Annotated in this window: 24 protein-coding genes; 11 read left to right on the plus strand and 13 right to left on the minus strand. The window is 57.3% G+C overall.

Annotation, left to right across the window (positions count from 1 at the left end):
* Positions 1 to 7: 7 nt before the first annotated feature.
* Positions 8 to 496 (plus strand): GyrI-like domain-containing protein, encoded by a 489-nt coding sequence (locus tag MO767_RS26710; protein WP_282482980.1) that lies wholly within the window; start codon positions 8 to 10, stop codon positions 494 to 496.
* On the opposite strand, the gene ada is transcribed toward MO767_RS26710, so the two are convergent.
* The 6 genes from ada to MO767_RS26740 all read right to left on the minus strand — a co-directional run bounded on the left by ada (position 460) and on the right by MO767_RS26740 (position 4,133).
* A complete protein-coding gene (ada, locus tag MO767_RS26715; RefSeq protein WP_282482998.1) occupies positions 460 to 1,533 on the minus strand; it encodes a bifunctional DNA-binding transcriptional regulator/O6-methylguanine-DNA methyltransferase Ada in 1,074 nt (357 codons plus the stop codon). The two genes, MO767_RS26710 and ada, sit on opposite strands and share 37 nt — an antisense overlap.
* 87 nt (positions 1,534 to 1,620) lie before the next feature.
* Entirely contained in the window at positions 1,621 to 2,301 is a 681-nt protein-coding gene (gene alkB / locus MO767_RS26720) for a DNA oxidative demethylase AlkB (RefSeq protein ID WP_282482981.1), read from the minus strand.
* Positions 2,291 to 2,995 (minus strand): 2OG-Fe(II) oxygenase, encoded by a 705-nt coding sequence (locus MO767_RS26725; RefSeq protein WP_282482982.1) that lies wholly within the window; start codon positions 2,993 to 2,995, stop codon positions 2,291 to 2,293. The genes alkB and MO767_RS26725 overlap by 11 nt, the downstream gene beginning before the upstream one ends.
* A complete protein-coding gene (locus MO767_RS26730) occupies positions 2,992 to 3,498 on the minus strand; it encodes a methylated-DNA--[protein]-cysteine S-methyltransferase (protein WP_282482983.1) in 507 nt (168 codons plus the stop codon). The genes MO767_RS26725 and MO767_RS26730 overlap by 4 nt, the downstream gene beginning before the upstream one ends.
* A gap of 126 nt (positions 3,499 to 3,624) precedes the next feature.
* A complete protein-coding gene (locus tag MO767_RS26735) occupies positions 3,625 to 3,795 on the minus strand; it encodes a hypothetical protein (RefSeq protein ID WP_095129384.1) in 171 nt (56 codons plus the stop codon).
* 35 nt (positions 3,796 to 3,830) lie between these two features.
* The gene (locus tag MO767_RS26740; RefSeq protein ID WP_024164534.1) at positions 3,831 to 4,133 is read right to left on the minus strand and encodes a DUF1883 domain-containing protein; all 303 of its coding nucleotides are present in this window, start codon (positions 4,131 to 4,133) and stop codon (positions 3,831 to 3,833) included.
* A gap of 212 nt (positions 4,134 to 4,345) precedes the next feature.
* On the opposite strand from MO767_RS26740, the gene MO767_RS26745 reads away from it, so the two are divergent.
* The gene (locus MO767_RS26745; protein ID WP_282482984.1) at positions 4,346 to 4,702 is read left to right on the plus strand and encodes a hypothetical protein; all 357 of its coding nucleotides are present in this window, start codon (positions 4,346 to 4,348) and stop codon (positions 4,700 to 4,702) included.
* A 72-nt stretch (positions 4,703 to 4,774) separates the two neighbouring features.
* On the plus strand, positions 4,775 to 5,005 hold the full coding sequence (locus tag MO767_RS26750; RefSeq protein ID WP_123364930.1) for a hypothetical protein: 231 nt from the start codon (positions 4,775 to 4,777) through the stop codon (positions 5,003 to 5,005).
* A gap of 11 nt (positions 5,006 to 5,016) precedes the next feature.
* Here the strand turns inward: MO767_RS26750 and MO767_RS26755 are convergent, their stop codons facing one another.
* Together MO767_RS26755 and MO767_RS26760 are read right to left on the minus strand one after the other, a co-directional pair.
* Positions 5,017 to 5,298 (minus strand): hypothetical protein, encoded by a 282-nt coding sequence (locus tag MO767_RS26755; RefSeq protein WP_282482985.1) that lies wholly within the window; start codon positions 5,296 to 5,298, stop codon positions 5,017 to 5,019.
* Positions 5,299 to 5,437: 139 nt separating this feature from the next.
* Positions 5,438 to 5,626, minus strand: a complete 189-nt coding sequence (locus MO767_RS26760) for a hypothetical protein (RefSeq protein ID WP_282482986.1) — start codon at positions 5,624 to 5,626, stop codon at positions 5,438 to 5,440.
* Between the two features lie 266 nt (positions 5,627 to 5,892).
* On the opposite strand from MO767_RS26760, the gene galU reads away from it, so the two are divergent.
* Positions 5,893 to 6,732, plus strand: a complete 840-nt coding sequence (gene galU / locus MO767_RS26765) for a UTP--glucose-1-phosphate uridylyltransferase GalU (protein ID WP_008155104.1) — start codon at positions 5,893 to 5,895, stop codon at positions 6,730 to 6,732.
* Between the two features lie 130 nt (positions 6,733 to 6,862).
* Complete coding sequence (gene gorA / locus MO767_RS26770) at positions 6,863 to 8,221, plus strand: glutathione-disulfide reductase (RefSeq protein WP_282482987.1); 1,359 nt, start codon at positions 6,863 to 6,865, stop codon at positions 8,219 to 8,221.
* Here the strand turns inward: gorA and MO767_RS26775 are convergent.
* Complete coding sequence (locus MO767_RS26775; protein ID WP_282482988.1) at positions 8,218 to 9,237, minus strand: DNA-binding protein; 1,020 nt, start codon at positions 9,235 to 9,237, stop codon at positions 8,218 to 8,220. The genes gorA and MO767_RS26775 overlap by 4 nt on opposite strands.
* Before the next feature lie 177 nt (positions 9,238 to 9,414).
* Here MO767_RS26775 and MO767_RS26780 point away from each other — a divergent pair, with 177 nt between their 5' ends.
* From MO767_RS26780 to ahpF, 3 genes are all read left to right on the plus strand, one after another.
* A complete protein-coding gene (locus tag MO767_RS26780) occupies positions 9,415 to 10,359 on the plus strand; it encodes a site-specific integrase (RefSeq protein ID WP_282482989.1) in 945 nt (314 codons plus the stop codon).
* Between the two features lie 145 nt (positions 10,360 to 10,504).
* Positions 10,505 to 11,068, plus strand: coding sequence for an alkyl hydroperoxide reductase subunit C (gene ahpC, locus MO767_RS26785; protein ID WP_282482990.1), 564 nt, complete (start codon positions 10,505 to 10,507; stop codon positions 11,066 to 11,068).
* 137 nt (positions 11,069 to 11,205) lie between these two features.
* Complete coding sequence (gene ahpF / locus MO767_RS26790; protein ID WP_282482991.1) at positions 11,206 to 12,768, plus strand: alkyl hydroperoxide reductase subunit F; 1,563 nt, start codon at positions 11,206 to 11,208, stop codon at positions 12,766 to 12,768.
* Between the two features lie 142 nt (positions 12,769 to 12,910).
* On the opposite strand, the gene gloA is transcribed toward ahpF, so the two are convergent.
* Positions 12,911 to 13,432, minus strand: coding sequence for a lactoylglutathione lyase (gene gloA / locus MO767_RS26795; protein WP_046054068.1), 522 nt, complete (start codon positions 13,430 to 13,432; stop codon positions 12,911 to 12,913).
* A 145-nt stretch (positions 13,433 to 13,577) separates the two neighbouring features.
* On the opposite strand from gloA, the gene MO767_RS26800 reads away from it, so the two are divergent.
* The gene (locus tag MO767_RS26800; RefSeq protein ID WP_282482992.1) at positions 13,578 to 14,102 is read left to right on the plus strand and encodes a DUF4946 domain-containing protein; all 525 of its coding nucleotides are present in this window, start codon (positions 13,578 to 13,580) and stop codon (positions 14,100 to 14,102) included.
* Positions 14,103 to 14,275: 173 nt separating this feature from the next.
* Here the strand turns inward: MO767_RS26800 and MO767_RS26805 are convergent, their stop codons facing one another.
* Entirely contained in the window at positions 14,276 to 14,641 is a 366-nt protein-coding gene (locus MO767_RS26805; RefSeq protein WP_282482993.1) for a histone-like nucleoid-structuring protein, MvaT/MvaU family, read from the minus strand.
* Between the two features lie 404 nt (positions 14,642 to 15,045).
* Positions 15,046 to 15,918: a LysR family transcriptional regulator gene (locus MO767_RS26810; protein ID WP_282482994.1), complete on the minus strand. Its 873-nt coding sequence runs from the start codon at positions 15,916 to 15,918 to the stop codon at positions 15,046 to 15,048.
* A gap of 78 nt (positions 15,919 to 15,996) precedes the next feature.
* Here MO767_RS26810 and MO767_RS26815 point away from each other — a divergent pair, with 78 nt between their 5' ends.
* On the plus strand, positions 15,997 to 16,941 hold the full coding sequence (locus tag MO767_RS26815) for an EamA family transporter (RefSeq protein ID WP_282482999.1): 945 nt from the start codon (positions 15,997 to 15,999) through the stop codon (positions 16,939 to 16,941).
* A gap of 252 nt (positions 16,942 to 17,193) precedes the next feature.
* On the plus strand, positions 17,194 to 18,270 hold the full coding sequence (hppD, locus tag MO767_RS26820) for a 4-hydroxyphenylpyruvate dioxygenase (protein WP_008155142.1): 1,077 nt from the start codon (positions 17,194 to 17,196) through the stop codon (positions 18,268 to 18,270).
* Between the two features lie 63 nt (positions 18,271 to 18,333).
* Here hppD and rarD read toward each other — a convergent pair whose 3' ends face one another.
* A complete protein-coding gene (gene rarD / locus MO767_RS26825; protein WP_282482995.1) occupies positions 18,334 to 19,221 on the minus strand; it encodes an EamA family transporter RarD in 888 nt (295 codons plus the stop codon).
* Between the last annotated feature and the right edge of the window lie 164 nt (positions 19,222 to 19,385).

A 19,385-nucleotide genomic window follows, 5' to 3' on the forward strand; every position in this document is an offset into this window, starting at 1 on the left:
ATCGACCATGGATGTAAAGCAGCGTGAAGTGCGGCCCTTTAGCGTCTCGGGCCTGCAAGTGCGCACCTGCAATGCCGCAGAGCAGCAGCCAGACTCTGCGCGCATCGGCCCGATGTGGGAACAATTTTTCGTTGAGGATATCTTCGACAAGATCCCCCACAAACAACCGGACTCCTTCATGTACGGCGTCTATTCCAACTACGAGTCCGACGCTTCGGGCCACTTCGATGTGACCGCGGGAGTAGCGGTCACTGCGCCCTCCGAGGACTTTCCGCAGATTCAAGTGGAGGGAGGCGACTACCTGGTGTTCAGCGCCAAAGGGGCGATGCCGGACAGCGTCATTCAGGCTTGGGGCCTGATCTGGGCCTACTTTAAGGACAATCCGCAGGTTTGCCGCGCGTTCGCTACAGACTTCGAGGTCTATACCAGCCCGGATTCAGTGTCGGTCTATATCGGCATTCAGGACTCAGACGGGTTTTCGCGTTCAAGCAACTGACGCTTGCGTTCCACCCCCCAGCGATAGCCCGATAGGTTGCCGTCGCTGCGCACCACGCGGTGGCACGGAATCGCCACCGCCAGGTTGTTCGCGCCGCAGGCTTGAGCCACTGCGCGCATCGCTTTTGGCGCGCCGATTCGCTGAGCGATATCGGCGTAGCTGGCCGTGCAGCCGGCGGGAATCTCCCGCAGCGCTTGCCAGACCCGTTCTTGAAAAGCGGTGCCACGAACATCCAGCGGCAAGTCCAGGCCCAGGGCCGGCGCTTCGATAAAACCAACAACCTTGGCGATCTGTTGCTCGAACGTGTGATCGGCGCCAATCAGATTCGCACGACGAAACTTGTCCTGCAGATCGCAGACCAGTTGGTGCGGATCGTCCCCTAGCAGGATCGCGCAAACGCCACGTTCACTCTGCGCCACCAGAATCGCCCCCAGGGAACACTGACCGACGGCAAAACGAATGTCGTTGTTCTGACCGGCTGCGCGGTAGTCACCGGGTTTCATGCCCAATAACTGATCGGCGGCTTCATAAAAACGGCTGTTGGAGTTGAAGCCGGCGTCATACAGCGCGGCGGTCACCGACTCTCCGTCCGCGAGGCGCTCACGGACCCTGCGTGAACGATGGGCCGCAGCGTAACCCTTGGGCGTCAGACCGGTAACCGCTTTGAACACACGATGGAAGTGAAAGCTACTGAGGCCCGCAGCAACGGCCAGCTCGCTAAGGACAGGCAGATTCTCCGCGGTTTCGATCTGGCGGCAAGCGGCGGCCACGGTCGCAGCATGTTGCGCGGCGATGTCGCTTTGATCCTTCGCGGCTCGTTTGCTTGGGCGATAACCCGCCGCCTGGGCCTGCTCGGCCGTGTCGAAGAACTCGACGTTCTGCGGTTTCGGCAAACGCGCCAGGCTGCTGGGGCGGCAGTAAATGCCGGTGGTTTTCACCGCATACACAAACTGTCCGTCTGCCCGGGGATCACGCGCGACGACGGCGGCCCAGCGAGGGTCGTTCTCGGTGGCAATCTTTGTCGAATGGCTTGTCATGGCTTCATGTCCGTTGATCCGTTTCATGCAGATTAACCAGCCGACGGGGTCGCTGCACCCCGGGTCTTGCGGTCGAATTCGAAGGTTTCATCCGGCGGTACGAAAGGTGAAGTTGATCCGTTGTTCGCCCAGTCGCGGGTGTTGGCCGTCCTTGATCGGCAAGACCCCGTGATAACGCAAACGATCCACGCCACCCCAGACCACGATGTCGCCATGGAGCAGCGGCACTCGTTGGCTTTTATCGCTGCGTTCGAAGCCGCCGAACAGGAACATTGCCGGCAATCCCAGGGACACTGAAACGATGGGAGCTGCGTAGGAACCTTCGTCTTTGTCCTGGTGCAACGACATCTTGGCTCCGGGAACATAACGGTTGATCAGGCAGGAATCAGGCACGAAATCCGCAAACCCTGCTTCCCGCGCCGCCGCTTGTGCCAGTTCGAAAAACACGTCGGGCATTTGCGGCCAGGGTTTTCCGGTCAGCGGATCATGGCGGGTATAACGATAACCGCTGCGGTCGGTGGTCCAGCCCAGTACGCCGCAACTGCTCAAGGCGACCGACATGGTAAACCCGCCGGGCGTGATCATCTGCCGAAACGGTGCCGACGCCAGAACTGCGTCCAGTGCGGGCAGCAACTGGTCCAGCCAGGGCAAGGCAAAGCCTCTGAGGACGCAGGACTGTTCGCCGATACGATCGAGCCTGGGTTGCTGCTCGGGTTCCGCGTCGGCAAACAAGTCGAAGGTGATCGGGTTCATGGCGTCATAACGCATCGTGAAAGATGATTCCAAGGGTATGCCGTTTTCCGCTGTGCAGGCGACTCACGCCGTGGCGCAGGGTGACTCGGTAATAGCCACGAACGCCTTTGACCGGTCGTTGGTTGACGGCAAAGATCAGTCCGTCGCCTTTCTTCAGGCCAATGACCTGAGGGCGCGACTGCATCCGTGGGCGCTGTTCCGTCAGCACGAACTCGCCGCCGGTGAAGTCGTCTTCCGGCTCTGACAGCAGAATCGCCACTTGCAGTGGGAAGACGTGTTCGCCGTACAGGTCCTGATGCAAGCAGTTGTAGTCCTGCGGTCCATATTGCAGCAACAACGGCGTCGGGCGTTCCTGACCAGCGGCATGGCAGCGTTCGAGGAACGCTTTATGGGTTTCAGGGAAGCGCGTCGGCTGGTCCATGAGCGCGTACCAGCGATTGGCAATCGGCACCAATCGAGGATAGAGCGCACTGCGCAAACGGGCGACGACATCTGGCAACGGGTATTTGAAGTATTTGTACTCGCCACGGCCAAAGCCGTGACGAGCCATGATCACTTGCGAGCGAAACGGTTCGGGGCGGGGATACAGCGCACTGATTTGATCGCACGTCCCGTGGCTTAAAAGCGACCTGATGATCGCGCAGCCATCCTGGTCGAGTTGTTGTGCCAGCGCTTCCCAGTCCAGTCCATCGAGAGAACGCTCGCTCATCGCTGCGCCTCACGATCCAGCAGTTGCCGCTTACGCTCCAGCCCCCAATGGTAGCCGCCAAGGCTGCCATCCTGACGCAGCACTCGATGGCACGGCACGATCACCGCCAGCGGGTTCGCTCCGCAGGCATTGGCCACCGCCCGGAAAGCCGTGGGTTGACCCAGTTGTCGCGCGATGTCCTGGTAGCTGGCGGTTTTACCCAGCGGTATTTGCCGCAGGGCATTCCAGACTCGCCGTTGAAACACGCTGCCCGTCAGATCCAGCGGCAAATCCAGGGTAGTGCGCGGGTCTTCGAGGTGGCGCAGGGTTTGCTCGAACGCAGGCATCAAGCTCTCATCGCGCTGCGGTGCTTGTTGGCCGGGGAAGCGCTGCGAAAGATCGCGTTCCAGCATTGCCAGATCATCACCGATCAGCAGCGCACACAAACCCTCGGCGCTGAACGCCAGCAGCAAGACGCCAAGGCTGGAAGCGCCACTGATGAAGCGAATCGAGGAAGTAGACATGTTCTGACTCCTTAACCAAAGGTTGAGGTCGCCAGTTTGGGGGGCGGTAGTGGTGTGGACACTCCGGCGCTTGCGGTCGAATTTCAGACGGGGGAGCAGACGTCCATGTTGTCGCTCCGGATCCCGTTACAGCGCTTTGCTGACGCTTATTTCGCTGATGACGTCTTCGCTCGAACCATGAAGAGCATCCAGCGCGGCCTTGGCTTCTTCTTCGGTGCCGTTTTCAAGCTGGGCAAATTCGAAGCGACGCTCACCGTTGAGTTTGTATTTGATGACGTACTTGGTCGTTTGGGCCACGGTCGTACCTGCTTGTCTTCGTGTTTGGGCGTCACTCAGCTCAGTTTCGTGCTGGAGCGGCGGATGATCTTGATGGTGTGAGTCAGGGTCGGTTTGCGAGTTACGCTGATCGGCCGGCGGTTGACCGTGTCGATGGTGATGTTCCAGAAACCGGTGCTCGGTGCAGTAATCCGGGCAGGGAAAGTGTCGAATGCTCCACCATGGTAAGTGTGGCGGCCGCCATTCTTGAAGCTGCGGAAATTGGCGTCGTTCATCAAGCGGATATTGCATGTTTGGGAGCATTGAATGACGACGATGTCGTCTTCGTTGAGGTGCTCGCGCTGGTGGATAAATTTCATGAGGCGCCTCCAGAAGGGCTTTTTCTACAAAATCAAAACGATAGCATGGGCGATTGGCGCAGTTTATCAGCCCGAACGGGTTATTATCCGGTCGTCGGGGTCCGCTTTGACAATTAAAAACAGTTATACGGAATTCTATGAGCGATAAACGCAGCAAGCCTCGGAGAAAAACAGCATTTGTACTGTCGGAGTGTCTTTATCGGAGGTGTTGTATGAAGTGGGGTGTCCTGGTCCTGCCTATGGCGATAGCGATGAGTGGCTGTGCGAATGTCTCGGAGATCAATGAGTCGCTGCCCACCATGAATGTGATTTCTGGCAAGAAGCCTCATGAGTACGCGCAGTGCCTGACCGAGAAACTGGCCAGCAGCCGGGGAGCCCTGCAAGTCGAGCCGCACAAGGACGGTATGCGAGTCATCGTGCCGCAGAAGTTCTCCTCGGGCCCGGCCGCCGTATTTGATATCGAAGACCGCTCCGGCGGCAGCAGCATCAAGTTGCATGAGCGCATCTCCAATGTGCCATTGCGTCCCATGGATGTACGCAATGCCGCTACTGCGTGCATTTCCGGCTGATAGACTGTCACCCGTCAGCACCGATGCCGCCAAAGCAGCGCTTTGGCGGCATTGTCATTTCTGGAGTCGAGCATGAAGCGAGAGCAGGTACGGGAGCGCCATGCAGAGGGTCACATCTCTGCCACCCACGTGATTCAGAATCCGGCGAATCCGGGAGAATGGATCGTGTTTTTCAAGAAAAGCGCCGGGCGCAGTTATTTTCTGGTGGATGAAAACGATGAAGTCGAATCCTTCAGTAGCCTCGATGATTTGATCGAGACGGTGCGCGGTCTCGGGATCAAGTTCGCCGAAATTCACATGTAGGGCAGGGCGCCTTACTTGCAGACCACCACGACGTTGCGGTTCTTGTAGTTGCCGACGTCGACACCCAGGGTCTTTTCGCTTTCCTTGGTCGAAGGTGTTCCGTCGGTACCGACGATTCGATAGCCGGTGCCGGCGCAAGAGGCATCGGCTTTTTCGTAGCAGGTGGCCCAGGAATTGGCTTCCCCGGAGCAGTTGATGGCCAGGCCTTGCTCACCGTTGTTCAGATAGGTCGTTTCGGAAGTGGCGCAGCCGCTCAGGGCCAGTGCCACGATCAGTGGCAAAAATTTATTCATGTCGTTGTCGTCGTCAGGATGAAGGGGCTGAGCCTGTGACAGCGCTGGCATCAAAAGGTTATAGCGAATGGCCACTTCGTTGCAGGCAATCACAAAAAAGCCCTGCGCGAGGCAGGGCTTGGGTCGAGTCCGGTGTTTCTCAGGACTTGTCCTTGCCGCGACGCTTCGGGGCTGGGTGTTCGAGCTCCAATACGGATGCTACTTCAATCGCCAGCGCCTCGGTCGGGAAAGGTCCTGCAATATTCTCGCCACTGACACTGTCTACCCACCACTGGCCGTCTTTCGCCTGATTGATCAGGAACCCGTTGACGCTTTTTGCTTCCGACATCTATCTGCCTCGTTGGCTGGTTCAATCGCGCAATGATAGCGCCAAATGCACTCAACGGGTGCTGATGGTGTAGGGTGGTGCGATTCGCGGCCGTGCAGATCCGGTGGTCTGTGCTATCTATAAAGGCTGCGGAGCTATCTCGGGAACTATCCGCGAAAATATTTCTCTATGATGGCATCGGTTAGCCAGCGCGGGGCATTGTAAGGTGCACGCCGCCTGATTAGACTGCGCCGAAACTCGTACACACAGCCCTATCAAGGACTTTTATGATCAAGAAATGCTTGTTCCCAGCAGCCGGTTACGGTACTCGCTTCCTGCCAGCGACTAAAGCCATGCCCAAAGAAATGCTGCCGGTGGTAAACAAGCCACTGATCCAGTACGGCGTCGAAGAAGCACTGGACGCTGGGTTGACTGAAATCTCCATCGTCACCGGTCGCGGCAAACGCGCTCTGGAAGACCACTTTGATATCAGCTACGAGCTGGAAAACCAGATCAAGGGCACCGACAAGGAAAAATACCTGGTCGGCATCCGTAAACTGTTGGACGAGTGCTCGTTCTCCTACACCCGTCAGACCGAAATGAAAGGCCTGGGCCACGCCATTCTGACTGGCCGCCCACTGATCGGTGACGAACCGTTCGCGGTAGTGCTGGCGGACGACTTGTGCGTCAACCTCGAAGGCGACGGCGTCCTGACCCAGATGGTCAAGCTGTACGAGCAGTATCGCTGCACCATCGTTGCGATCCAGGAAGTGGATCCGCAGGAAACCAACAAATACGGCGTGATTGCCGGCGAGCTGATCGCTGATGATTTGTACCGCGTTCGCAACATGGTCGAAAAACCAGCCCCGGAAGACGCACCGTCGAACTTGGCGATCATCGGTCGTTACATCCTGACGCCGGACATTTTCGAGCTGATCAAACAAACCGAGCCAGGCAAAGGCGGCGAAATTCAAATCACTGACGCCCTGATGAAGCAGGCGAAAAACGGTTGCGTGATTGCCTACAAGTTCAAGGGCAAGCGTTTTGACTGCGGTGGCGCTGAAGGCTACATCGAGGCCACCAACTTCTGCTTCGAAAACTTCTACAAGACTGGCAAGGCCTACTAATAGCGCCTGACCCACTTGTATTGAAAAGCCACCTTCGGGTGGCTTTTTCATTTTCCGTCCCCATATCGATTGCAGCGCTTGCCCAACGGATGTCTGCGGGTATGCTTGTGGACTGCCGAGGAGATTGAAAATGGCCTACGATTTTGACCTTTATGTGATTGGCGCCGGTTCCGGCGGTGTGCGGGCTGCGCGTTTTGCTGCCGGTTTTGGCGCGAAAGTGGCGGTGGCCGAGAGCCGCTACCTGGGTGGCACTTGTGTGAACGTCGGCTGTGTGCCGAAGAAGCTGCTGGTCTACGGCGCGCATTTCGCCGAAGACTTCGAGCAGTCGCAAGGTTTTGGCTGGACGCCGGGCGAAGCGAAGTTCGATTGGGCAATGCTGATCGCCAACAAGGATCGCGAGATTAATCGCCTGAACGGTATCTATCGCAACCTGCTGGTTAATAGTGGCGTGACCTTGCATGAAGGCCACGCCAAAATCGTTGATCCGCACCAGGTCGAGATCAATGGCGAGCGTTACACCGCCAAAAACATCCTGATTGCTACCGGTGGATGGCCACAGATTCCGGAAATTCCGGGGCATGAGCATGCAATCAGTTCCAATCAGGCGTTCTTCCTCAAAGAGCTGCCCAAGCGCGTTCTGGTGGTAGGCGGTGGTTACATCGCCGTCGAATTCGCCGGGATCTTCCACGGTCTGGGTGCCGAGACCACGTTGCTGTATCGCGGTGAACTGTTCCTGCGCGGCTTTGACGGTGCGGTGCGCAAACACCTGCAGGAAGAACTGACCAAGCGCGGCATGGACCTGCAATTCAACGCCGACATCGAGCGTATCGACAAGCAGACCGATGGCAGCCTGAAGGTGAGCCTCAAGGACGGCCGTGAGCTGGAAACGGATTGTGTGTTCTACGCCACCGGTCGACGTCCGATGCTCGACAATCTTGGGCTGGAAAATACCGGGGTCAAACTCGACAAAAAAGGTTTCGTCGAAGTCGACGAGCAGTATCAGACTGCTGAGCCGTCGATCCTGGCGCTTGGTGACGTGATCGGTCGGGTTCAGCTGACGCCAGTGGCGTTGGCGGAAGGCATGGCCGTGGCGCGACGTTTGTTCAAGCCTGAGCAGTATCGCCCGGTCGATTACAAGATGATCCCGACCGCGGTATTCAGCTTGCCGAACATCGGTACGGTCGGTTTGACCGAGGAGGAGGCCCGGGAGGCTGGTCACGATGTGCTGATCTTCGAAAGCCGCTTCCGTCCAATGAAGCTGACCCTGACCGAATGCCAGGAGCGCACCCTGATGAAACTGGTGGTGGACGCCAAGACCGACAAGGTTCTGGGCTGTCACATGGTCGGTCCGGATGCTGGCGAAATCGTTCAGGGCTTGGCGATCGCATTGAAGGCGGGAGCCACCAAGCGCGATTTCGATGAAACCATCGGCGTGCACCCAACAGCCGCCGAAGAGTTCGTCACGATGCGCACGCCGGTCGCGGGTTAATCGTCCTTTTGGGGCTCTGATCCGTCTGGCGCTGTCGCAATGACGGCCGCCAGGCGCACGCTCTCATCGAGGCTCGCCTGAGTCTTGAGCAACTCAATTTCCAGCGCTTTGTTTATCTGCGACTGCTCGTCGACGTTCTGTTTCAGCGACTGACTTTCCAGCAAGGCAGCGCGCAAGCGTTCCTGGAGGAGGGTGCGTTCGCTGTCGATACGGTTCACCTGTTCCAGCAACTGATCCTGTCGAGCGTTCGTTTGCTTGAAATGATCCTGCAGCAGGCTCAACTCTCTCAGGGTGCCACGGCTCTCCGTTAACAAACGCTCGTTGTCGCGGTGCAGTTGCGTGATCTCATCCTGGCGCACCAATGCGCTCTGCTGGGCCTGGCGCAGTTCCATCTGAATCTGCTGCACCTGGCTTTCGTGGCGACGTTGCTCCTGCTCGCGCTGTTCTTTGACAGCGTTGCGATAATGTTCCAGGGCATCGCGAGCGTGCAGGTGCTTTTCTTCCAATGAGCGGATCTGCTCATCCTTGTCTTGCAAGCGTAATTCGAAATCGGCCAGCGCCTGGTTCAGTCCGGCGTTGCGGGTTTGCTCGGTCTGCAGCATGGCGCGGGTTTCTTGCAGGGCCTCGGACTCTTGAGTCAGTGCCAGGCTTTGAATCTCGTACTGCTGCTGCAATTGCGTGTTGGCTTGTCGGGCTTCATGCAACTGCGTATCCAGCTGTTTTTTTTGCTGATCGAACTGCTCGCGGGCCTGATCGATAGGCTCCTGAGCCTGTTCCTTGAGTCTTTGTGCCAGCCGCGAGACCAGCCCCGCCAGCTCATCATCAATGGGTTCTGGTGGCACTTCGGCGCGCTCGGCGCCGTCATCCAGCTCCTTCAAATAGCGATGAATCGTGGTTTTCGAGCCCGTGTTGCCCATTTCGATCCGTACCGCATCAATGCTTGGGTTTTCGCCGCGAGCCAAAATTGCCAAGCGTGCTGCCTGGACCACTGCTTTATTTACACCGCCACGAGCCATGAGTTCTCCTACGATTTCGTACTGTGGTACATGCCACTTTGTACGCAATGTACCACGCAAACGAAAAACTTAAAATACGTTAAGTATTCATGCGGGATATACTGGTATTACCCCGTGTGATGAGCCCTGAGGCGCGTTTTCACCCGCCAAAGCGGTACGTTTTAGAGAGTTGAGCCCATGACTGAGCTGGATCGTTACCTGCAAGCAGCCACCCGCGACAACACCCGTCGCAGTTACCGGGCGGCTATCGAGCATTTCGAAGTCAGTTGGGGCGGCTTCCTGCCAGCGACCAGCGACAGCGTCGCGCGCTACCTCGTTGCTCACGCGGGCGTGCTGTCGATCAATACCTTGAAGTTGCGTTTGTCAGCACTGGCGCAATGGCACAACAGTCAGGGATTTCCCGACCCCACCAAGGCGCCGGTAGTGCGCAAGGTCTTCAAGGGCATTCGCGCGCTACACCCGGCTCAAGAAAAACAGGCCGAGCCATTACAGCTTCAGCATCTGGAGCAAGTGGTTGCCTGGTTGGAGCAAGAAGCGCAAACCGCAAAATCTGAGCACGATCAACCTGCCCTTTTGCGGGCCAGGCGCGACAGGGCGCTGATTCTGTTGGGCTTCTGGCGCGGCTTTCGTAGCGATGAGTTGTGCCGGTTACAGATCGAGCACGTGCAAGCGGCTGCCGGCTCAGGCATCACGCTCTATTTGCCGCGAACCAAGAGTGACCGCGAAAACCTCGGCAAGACTTACCAGACGCCAGCGTTGCAGCACCTGTGCCCGGTGCAGGCGTACATCGACTGGATCACCGAAGCCGCGCTGGTCCGTGGGCCGGTATTCCGGGGCATCGACCGTTGGGGCCACCTGAGCGAGGAGGGGCTGCACGCCAACAGCGTGATCCCGTTACTGCGCCAGGCGCTGGAACGCGCCGGCATCCCGGCCGAGCATTACACCAGTCACTCATTGCGGCGCGGCTTTGCCAGCTGGGCGCATCAGAGCGGGTGGGACTTGAAGTCGTTGATGACTTACGTGGGCTGGAAGGATATGAAGTCCGCCATGCGCTATGTTGAAGCCAGCCCGTTTCTCGGGATGACACCGCTCGCGGAAAAAACCATTGGCGCTGCTAAGTAAGTTTTCTTCTATTAATACGTTCGGCTAATAGCGAAAACCAATGAGCAGCATGAGCTTTGCCAATGAGCGATCCGGCAATCGAGTGGGTAGGATTCACTCCATCAACTTCTCAACCAAACTTTTCAACCCTGACGGAGAGTCATCGATGCCTATCATCAACAGCCAAGTTAAACCGTTCAAAGCTGACGCCTACAAAAATGGCGACTTCGTAAAAGTTTCGGACGCTGACCTGAAAGGCAAGTGGTCTGTCGTGTTCTTCTATCCCGCGGACTTCACCTTCGTTTGCCCGACCGAACTGGAAGACCTGGCTGACAACTACGAGGCGTTCCAGAAGTTGGGCGTCGAGATCTACAGCGTTTCCACCGATACCCACTTTGCCCACGCTGCCTGGCACAACACGTCGCCAGCCATCGGCAAAATCCAGTACACCATGATCGGCGACCCGACTCACGCCATCTCCCGCAACTTCGACGTGCTGATCGAAGAAGCTGGTCTGGCTGACCGTGGCACCTTCGTAATCAACCCTGAAGGCCAGATCAAAATCGTTGAACTGAACGATGGCGGCGTTGGCCGTGACGCTTCCGAGCTGCTGCGCAAAATCAAGGCTGCTCAGTACGTCGCTGCTCACCCAGGCCAGGTTTGCCCAGCCAAGTGGAAAGAAGGCGAGGCCACTCTGGCTCCGTCCCTGGACCTGGTCGGCAAGATCTAAGTCTGTGGACCGCATCATCAGGGCGGGTTTCCGCACCTAAGTAAGCTGCAACCGCCCAATAAAAACGCCCGGGCGAGATTCGCTCGGGCGTTTTTTTTTCGAATTCACTCCCTATTAAAAGCATGGAAATCGCCCGTATGTTGGACGCCAATCTTAAAGCCCAGTTGAAGTCATACCTGGAACGGGTCACCCAGCCGATCGAGATCATTGCATCCCTCGACGACGGTGCGAAATCCCAGGAAATGCTCGCATTACTCAAAGACGTTGCCAGTCTTTCCAACCAGATTACCTTGCTCGATAACGGTGACGATGCGCGTAAACCATCGTTCTCGATCAACCGCCCGGGTGCCGATATCAGCCTGCGTTTCGCCGGCATCCCCATGGGCCATGAATTCACATCCTTGGTGCTGGCCTTGCTGCAAGTCGGCGGCCACCCATCGAAAGCCAGCGCTGAAGTGATCGAGCAGATCCGCTCGCTCAAGGGTGAGTTCAGCTTCGAGACTTACTTCTCGCTGTCCTGCCAGAACTGCCCTGACGTAGTCCAAGCGCTGAACCTGATGGCGGTACTGAACCCGAACATCCGCCATGTCGCCATCGACGGCGCGTTGTTCCAGGCTGAGGTCGATGACCGTCAGATCATGGCCGTGCCAAGCATTTACCTGAACGGTGAGAACTTTGGTCAGGGTCGTATGGGCCTGGAAGAAATCCTCGCCAAAATCGACACCAGCGGCATCGAGCGTCAGGCCGAGAAGATCAGCGCCAAAGAAGCTTTTGACGTATTGGTCGTCGGCGGTGGCCCGGCCGGTGCTTCGGCCGCGATCTACGCTGCCCGCAAAGGCATTCGTACCGGTGTGGCGGCTGAACGTTTTGGTGGGCAGGTGCTGGACACCATGGCCATCGAGAACTTCATCTCCGTGCAGGAAACCGAAGGGCCGAAACTGGCCGTGGCATTGGAAGAGCACGTCAAGCAATACGACGTCGACATCATGAACCTGCAGCGCGCCGACAAGTTGGTGCCGGGCAAGAACGGCGAGCTGCACGAAGTCCACTTCGCCAGCGGCGCAACCCTGAAAGCCAAGACCGTGATCCTGGCGACCGGTGCGCGGTGGCGTGAAATGAACGTCCCGGGCGAGCAGCAATACCGCAACAAAGGCGTGGCGTACTGCCCGCACTGTGACGGTCCGCTGTTCAAAGGCAAGCGTGTGGCAGTGATTGGCGGCGGTAACTCCGGCGTCGAAGCGGCGATCGATCTGGCTGGCATTGTGTCCCACGTGACCCTGCTGGAGTTCGACGTGCAGCTGCGCGCCGATGCGGTCTTGCAGCGCAAGTTGCACAGCCTGCCGAACGTCACTGTCATCACCTGTGCGCAAACCACTGAAGTGTTGGGCGACGGTCAGAAGGTCAACGGCCTGCGCTACAAGGATCGTCAGTCGGACGAGTTGCGCACCGTCGAGCTGGAAGGGATCTTCGTGCAGATCGGTTTGCTGCCCAACACCGATTGGCTCAAAGGCACCATCGAGTTGTCGCCTCGCGGTGAGATCATCGTCGATGCTCGCGGTGAGACTTCAATGCCGGGTGTGTTCGCTGCCGGTGACGTGACCACCGTGCCGTACAAGCAGATCGTGATTGCGGTGGGCGAGGGCGCCAAAGCCTCCCTGAGCGCATTCGATCACTTGATCCGCACCTCGGCTCCGGCATAAAAACCCGACGCTGAAAACACAAAACCCCATGAGCGATCATGGGGTTTTTTGTAGGTGGATCAAAAGATCGCAGGCTTCGCCAGCTCCTACAAAAGCCAGGTCAGGCTCGATTCTGTAGGAGCTGCCGCAGGCTGCGATCTTTTTACAGCGGTGCTGGCTGAATGATTTCGACCCAGTAGGCATCCGGATCCTTGATGAACGCCAGGCTCTTCATACGGCCGTCATTCAGGCGTTTCTGGAAATCGCAGCCCAGCGCTTCGAAGCGCTCGCACGCAGCGACGATATCCGGCACCGAGATGCAGATGTGACCGAAGCCACGCGGGTCGGTGTTGCCGTTGTGATAAGCGAAATCCGCGTCGTTCTCGGTGCCGTGGTTGTGGGTCAGTTCGAGAATGCCGGGGATCGACTTCATCCATTCAGTGCGGGCAGCAGCGTCGGCCGGGATCTGGTTTTTATCGACCAGCGCCAGGAAGTACAGGCTGAACTCGGCTTCCGGGAAGTCGCGTTTTTCCACCAGCGAGAAACCCAAAATGCGCGTGTAGAAATCCAGGGACTTGGTGATGTCCTTGACCCGCAGCATGGTGTGGTTGAAGACGAACTTCTGGGTGGCGGTGTCAGGTTGGGCAGTCACGCCTGGGAAGGTGTTCAATTCGTGCAGGCTCATGGGCCCTCCGGAAAATAAGTGGGGCTAACGAATGGCGACAATGATACGCAAGGGTTCGGACATCACCAAACCCAAAGCGTCGGCTATTGCCTGACAGATGGGCGAGGCTCAGACTTTACGGTTCAATCCGTGAGTGTTCATTGCAATGATTCGTTTCTGTAAATCGATGTTCGTCCTGATCTGTGTGCTTTCAGGTGTTAACAGTGCTCACGCGGACGCGCCAGTCATGACCTGGCCCAACGGCTGGGAAGTCGAAGCCGTCCCGCAAGATGACGCCAACACCCACGTTTCCCGCCAGCGTGCGGTGAAAAAAGATCAGGGTGGCACGCCGGTGATGGTGATGGAGTTGACCATGACTCAGGTGGAAAGTGGTCATCAGGTGAATCTGCAGGGCGTATTGCTGGAGATGCGCAAGTCGGTGCAGAAGGGCTTCTTTCAAGGCGGTTATCAAAGTGTCTGCAACAAGATTCACCCGACGACCTTGAGCCGCTTATCAGCGCTGGAAACTACCTGCACGATCACGCAGAACGGAAGGCATGTGCTCTCTCAAACATTGGTTGCCGCCGTGGATGGCGATAAGGCCTTTGTTCTTTCCTACGCGGGGCAGGCAGAGGTTTATAAGGCAAGTCAGGATGAAATAGAGGCAGCCCGTAACAGCTTGAAACTTTAGTTAAAGATTTCAATGGCTGCCGGTTTCAGCGCATTCGGAAATTTTTAGATACCAAAGGGATTAAGCATAAAGTTATTCAACAAGCAGCGAGTTGATCGACGCCAATCGTTGCATTTAGAAGGCGTCCATGAAAAAGCCCTGCATTGGCAGGGCTTTTTTGTCACCGCGAGTGCTTAGCCGCGCAGCCAGGAATCAACGGTAGCTGCACCGTATTGTTCCTTCCAGGCTTTCAGGCCGCGGTGGTTGCCACCCTTGGTTTCAATCAGTTCACCGGTGTGCGGGTTCTGATAAACCTTGACCACGCGAGCGCGGCGGGTTTTAGGCGCTGTTGCCTGTTGCAGACCGGATTTTGCCGGGTTCGGATCGAGAATGGCGACGATGTCGCGCAGGCTCTTGCCGTAGGTTTTCATCAGCCCCTGGAGCTTTTCTTCGAATTCGATTTCTTTCTTGAGCCCGGCATCATTCTTCAGGGATTCCAGCTGCTTGAGCTGCTCTTGAAGGGCCTTTTCAGCTGCACGAAATTCAGCGAGTCTGGACAATATCTTTACTCCAATAGTGTGTTTGGCTGATACCAACCGCAAACAAAGCTATAAGCCAAGAGCCTTGAAGCGACTCGGTGATAATGGCTCACCTGCCAATCTAGCGCAGGCATGAAAAATTGTAGTAGTTAATTGGCCAAGAGTAAATCCTGTCTTTTTCTTCATGTAACAACAGTAGTCTTTTGATTCAAATTGGTGCGCGATCTCCTTGTCTCGTCTCTTAGCGTCGCTAGTTAATGGTGACTTAATGCGTTAATGAAGTCCGCGCCAGGCATCGACCGACCGAACAGATAACCTTGCAAGAAGTTCACGCCGTGGGCAGTCAGGTAATCGGCAGGACCGGACGCCTTCCAAAAAGAGTTCAGGTAGAGGCCATGATAGTTGGCCCTCGGCACGTGTACCGCTCAGCGGTAGTTCAGACGCTCAGCCAGTTTGATAAAAGCCAGCGTCGCGGGTGATGAATGGCGCTGGTCGAGCACCGCCAGACCGACCTGACGGGCGACCGGTGGCGACAGCGGTTTTTTTACATAGCGGCTGTCGCGGTCGTCGGGCAATGAGCTTTCGGCGACGACCGTCAGCGCGTCGCCTCGGCCAACGGTGTCCAGTGTGCTCAGTAGTTGCGAGCAGCGATAACGGATGTTCGGTGTTAGCCGTGCGGCACTGAATAGCCGCGATACCAGTTCTGACGAACCGGCCTCGGTCAAGACAAAGGGGTCGTGACACAAATCGCTCAAGCTCAGGCTGTCGTGGCGGGCCAGCGGATGATCGACGGGTAGCAGCGCGACCATTTGGTCTTCGATCAGCGCAAAGGTGTCGAACCGCTCCTCGGGCAACACCACAAATCCGACATCGATACGCCGCTCTTCCAGCCACTGGATCACCTGTCGGTCCGGGCCTTCGTCAATGTGGACCTCAATGCCCGGGTGAGCCGCGCGGTAATGCTGCAGGATCAGCGGCAGCAGTTTGATCGATGAGGTCGGGCCAAACGAGCCGATGCGCAAAGTGCCGCGTTTCATTCCTCGCGCATCGGCCGCTTCCTGGCGCAAGGTGTTGGCCAGACCCAGCATCGCCCGGGCGCGCAGCAAAAGCTGTTGGCCGATGTCGCTGAGTTCGACCTGGGATTGATGCCGATGCAGCAACTCGACGCCCAATTCCTGTTCCAGCGACTTGAGGGCATGAGAGACCGCGGATTGGGAAATACCCAAGCGATTGGCTGCCGCCGTAAAACCGTGCAGCTCGGCGACCAGAGAAAATATCGCCAATTGGGTAAGGGTCATGAGTGTTTACTCATTTTACGATGAGAAGGTATTAGTCGAATGATACGTCATCTCTCCCGATTCTCGTTCTGGCAACCTATGACGACCTATGAGCAAAGCCTGTCCAACCCTTCGGATGTCCCGGTTTATTTGAAACTGGCTGCCGTCACCATGATCTGGGGCGGCACCTTTGTCGCCGGGCGGTTTCTGGCCGACAGCCTCAGCCCCTTGTTTGCCGCCAGCCTGCGATTTTTGCTGGCCAGCGTGGCGTTGCTGCTGTTTCTGCTACTGGCCCGCGTGCCTCTCGCAAGGCCCAGCTCCAGGCAATGGCTGCAATTGGCACTGCTGGGGTTTTTCGGGATCTTTTTCTACAACCTGTGCTTTTTTTATGGCCTGCGCTACATCAATGCCTCACGGGCGTCGTTGATCGTGGCGTTGAACCCGGCCGTGATCGGGCTGGCGTCATGGCTGTTGTTCAAGGAGCGCTTGAGTCGAGCAAAAGTTTTCGGAATCGCGATTTGTATTGCCGGGGCGAGCCTGGTGATCGTCAGCCGTAACCCACAATTATTGGCGGGCAATCCCGATGCCTGGATCGGCGATCTGTTGATCTTCGGCTGTGTGCTTGGCTGGGGCGTTTATTCGCTGTTCTCCAAAGATTTGAATCAAACCCTGGGGCCGGTGCAAACGGTGACGTACTCGATTCTGTTGGGCACGCTGATGCTGTGGGCGACCAGTGCTGTTCGCGGTGAGTTGAGTGTTGCTGCACTCGCCAGCCTCGGACCCAAGCAATGGATGAGTCTGATGTACCTGGGCGTATTGGGTTCGGCGCTGGCCTATATCGGCTATTACGACGGCATTCGCAAAATCGGCGCGACGCGTTCAGGCGTGTTCATCGCCCTCAACCCGCTGACCGCGGTGATCCTCGGTGCGCTGTTGTTAGGCGAGCAGTTGACCCTGGCGATGTGCCTGGGAGGAGGGCTGATCCTCGCGGGGATTTTCCTGTGCAACAAACCCCTTGCGCGAGCAGGGAAAAAGGGGATTTGATACAGAAGGCGGACAAACCGATTTACGCTGTGTAGAATCGGGTTACGCATATAAGAATAATCGTCTTCTGGCAGCAGAAGCCTCGCCCGCAAGAGCCTTGGGTCGACAATGAAGAGTTTTGGGTTTCAATTGATCTACGGTGACTTCCTCGCCCGCAGCGTGCGGGGCATCTCCTGCGCGCCACCCGCCGGTCTCAGCATTGCTAGCAACTAACGATCCGTTAATTGACAAGAAAATGATGAGGCGCCAACCATGGCAGATTTATACGAAAACCCAATGGGCCTGATGGGCTTTGAATTCATCGAATTCGCATCGCCAACCCCGAACACCCTGGAGCCGATCTTCGAGATCATGGGCTTCACCAAGGTCGCGACCCACCGTTCCAAAGACGTGCACCTGTACCGCCAGGGCCAGATCAACCTGATCCTCAACAACGAACCCCACAGCGTCGCTTCGTACTTCGCGGCCGAGCACGGTCCGTCGGTGTGCGGCATGGCGTTCCGCGTCAAGAATGCCCAGCAGGCGTTTGCCCGGGCCCAGGAACTGGGCGCCCAGCCGATTCACATCGAAACCGGCCCGATGGAACTGAACCTGCCAGCGATCAAAGGCATCGGCGGTGCGCCGCTTTACCTGATCGACCGTTTCGGCGAAGGCAGCTCGATCTACGACATCGACTTCGTGTTCATCGAAGGTGTTGACCGCAATCCGGTCGGGGCCGGCCTGAAGATCATCGACCACCTGACCCACAACGTGTATCGCGGTCGCATGGCCTATTGGGCGAACTTCTACGAGAAACTGTTCAACTTTCGCGAGATCCGTTACTTCGACATCAAAGGCGAATACACCGGCCTGACCTCCAAGGCCATGACCGCGCCGGACGGCATGATTCGCATCCCGCTGAACGAAGAGTCGTCCAAGGGCGCCGGGCAGATCGAAGAGTTCCTGATGCAGTTCAACGGCGAGGGCATCCAGCACGTTGCCTTCCTGTCCGATGACCTGATCAAAACCTGGGATCACCTGAAAAGCATCGGCATGCGCTTCATGACCGCGCCGCCAGAAACCTACTACGAAATGCTCGAAGGCCGTTTGCCGAACCACGGTGAGCCGGTTGATCAACTGCAATCGCGCGGCATTCTGCTGGACGGTTCGTCCGAGTCGGGCGACAAGCGTCTGCTGTTGCAGATTTTCTCGGAAACCCTGATGGGCCCGGTGTTCTTCGAGTTCATCCAGCGTAAAGGCGACGATGGTTTCGGCGAAGGCAACTTCAAGGCGCTGTTCGAATCCATCGAGCGCGACCAGGTTCGTCGTGGCGTGCTTTCCACCGACTAAGCCGTTTCAGATGTAAAAAAGCCCGGTCAGCAGCAATGCTGGCCGGGCTTTTTCGTGCGGGTCCTACATCGATTTTCGTTGATGCCGGACCAGATGTTTGAACCCTTCGAACACGAGAACCACCACCGCCAACCAGATCGGGATGTAGGTCAGCCACTCACCGGGCTTGATGCTTTCCCCCAGCAGCAACGCGACGCCGAGCAACAGCACCGGCTCGACATAACTCAACAACCCGAACAGGCTGAACGGCAGCAGTCGGCTGGCGATGATGTAGACCACCAGCGCCGAAGCACTGATGACGCCGAGCAACGGGATCAGCAGCGAGAGCCACGGGTGTTGATCGAACACGGCGAAACCCTGTTCACCGCCCTGAACGAACCAGAACGCCACGGGTAACATCAACGCCATGTCCATCCACAAACCGCCGAGATTGTCGGTCGCCAGTCGTTTGCGCAGGATGAAGTACAGCGGATAACCGATGACGACCAGCAAGGTCGCCCAGGAAAAACCGCCGACTTGGTACAGCTCGTTGAGCACGCCGAGGGACGCAAAAAACACGGCAACCTTTTGCAGGTAAGACAGTCGCTCGCCATAGGCGAACCGCCCGGTCAGCACCATGGACAGCGGCAACAGGAAGTAGCCCAGGGACACGTCGAGGCTAAAGCCGTTGAGCGGCGCCCACATGAACAGCCAGAGTTGCAGGCCAAGCAGCGTCGCGGAAAGGATTAGGCCAGCGAGCAATTTTGGTTGGCCAGTTAGCCGCCGAAAAAGGGCGACTACGCGTTTCCATTCACCGGAGACCGCCATGAACACGGTCATGCATGGCAGGGTCAGCAGCATCCGCCAGCCGAAGATTTCCACGCCGCTCAAAGGCGTGAGCAACGAAGTGTAGTAATACATAACGGCAAACAGCACCGAGGCTGAAACCGATAGAGCGATACCTTTAGACAAACTGTCCTCGCGAAGTTGAACGTGAAACGGGCGCAGAGGATACGTGGTTTTCGCGCTGAATATTGTCCGATCGATCAACACCGAGCCACTGTGGGAGCGAGCTTGGTCCGGGCGGCGTTCCGACGATAGCGGTATACCTGCCAACATCTATGCTGAATGTAAAA

It is taken from the genome of Pseudomonas sp. UYIF39 (assembly GCF_029963765.1).
Taxonomy (GTDB): Bacteria; Pseudomonadota; Gammaproteobacteria; order Pseudomonadales; family Pseudomonadaceae; genus Aquipseudomonas.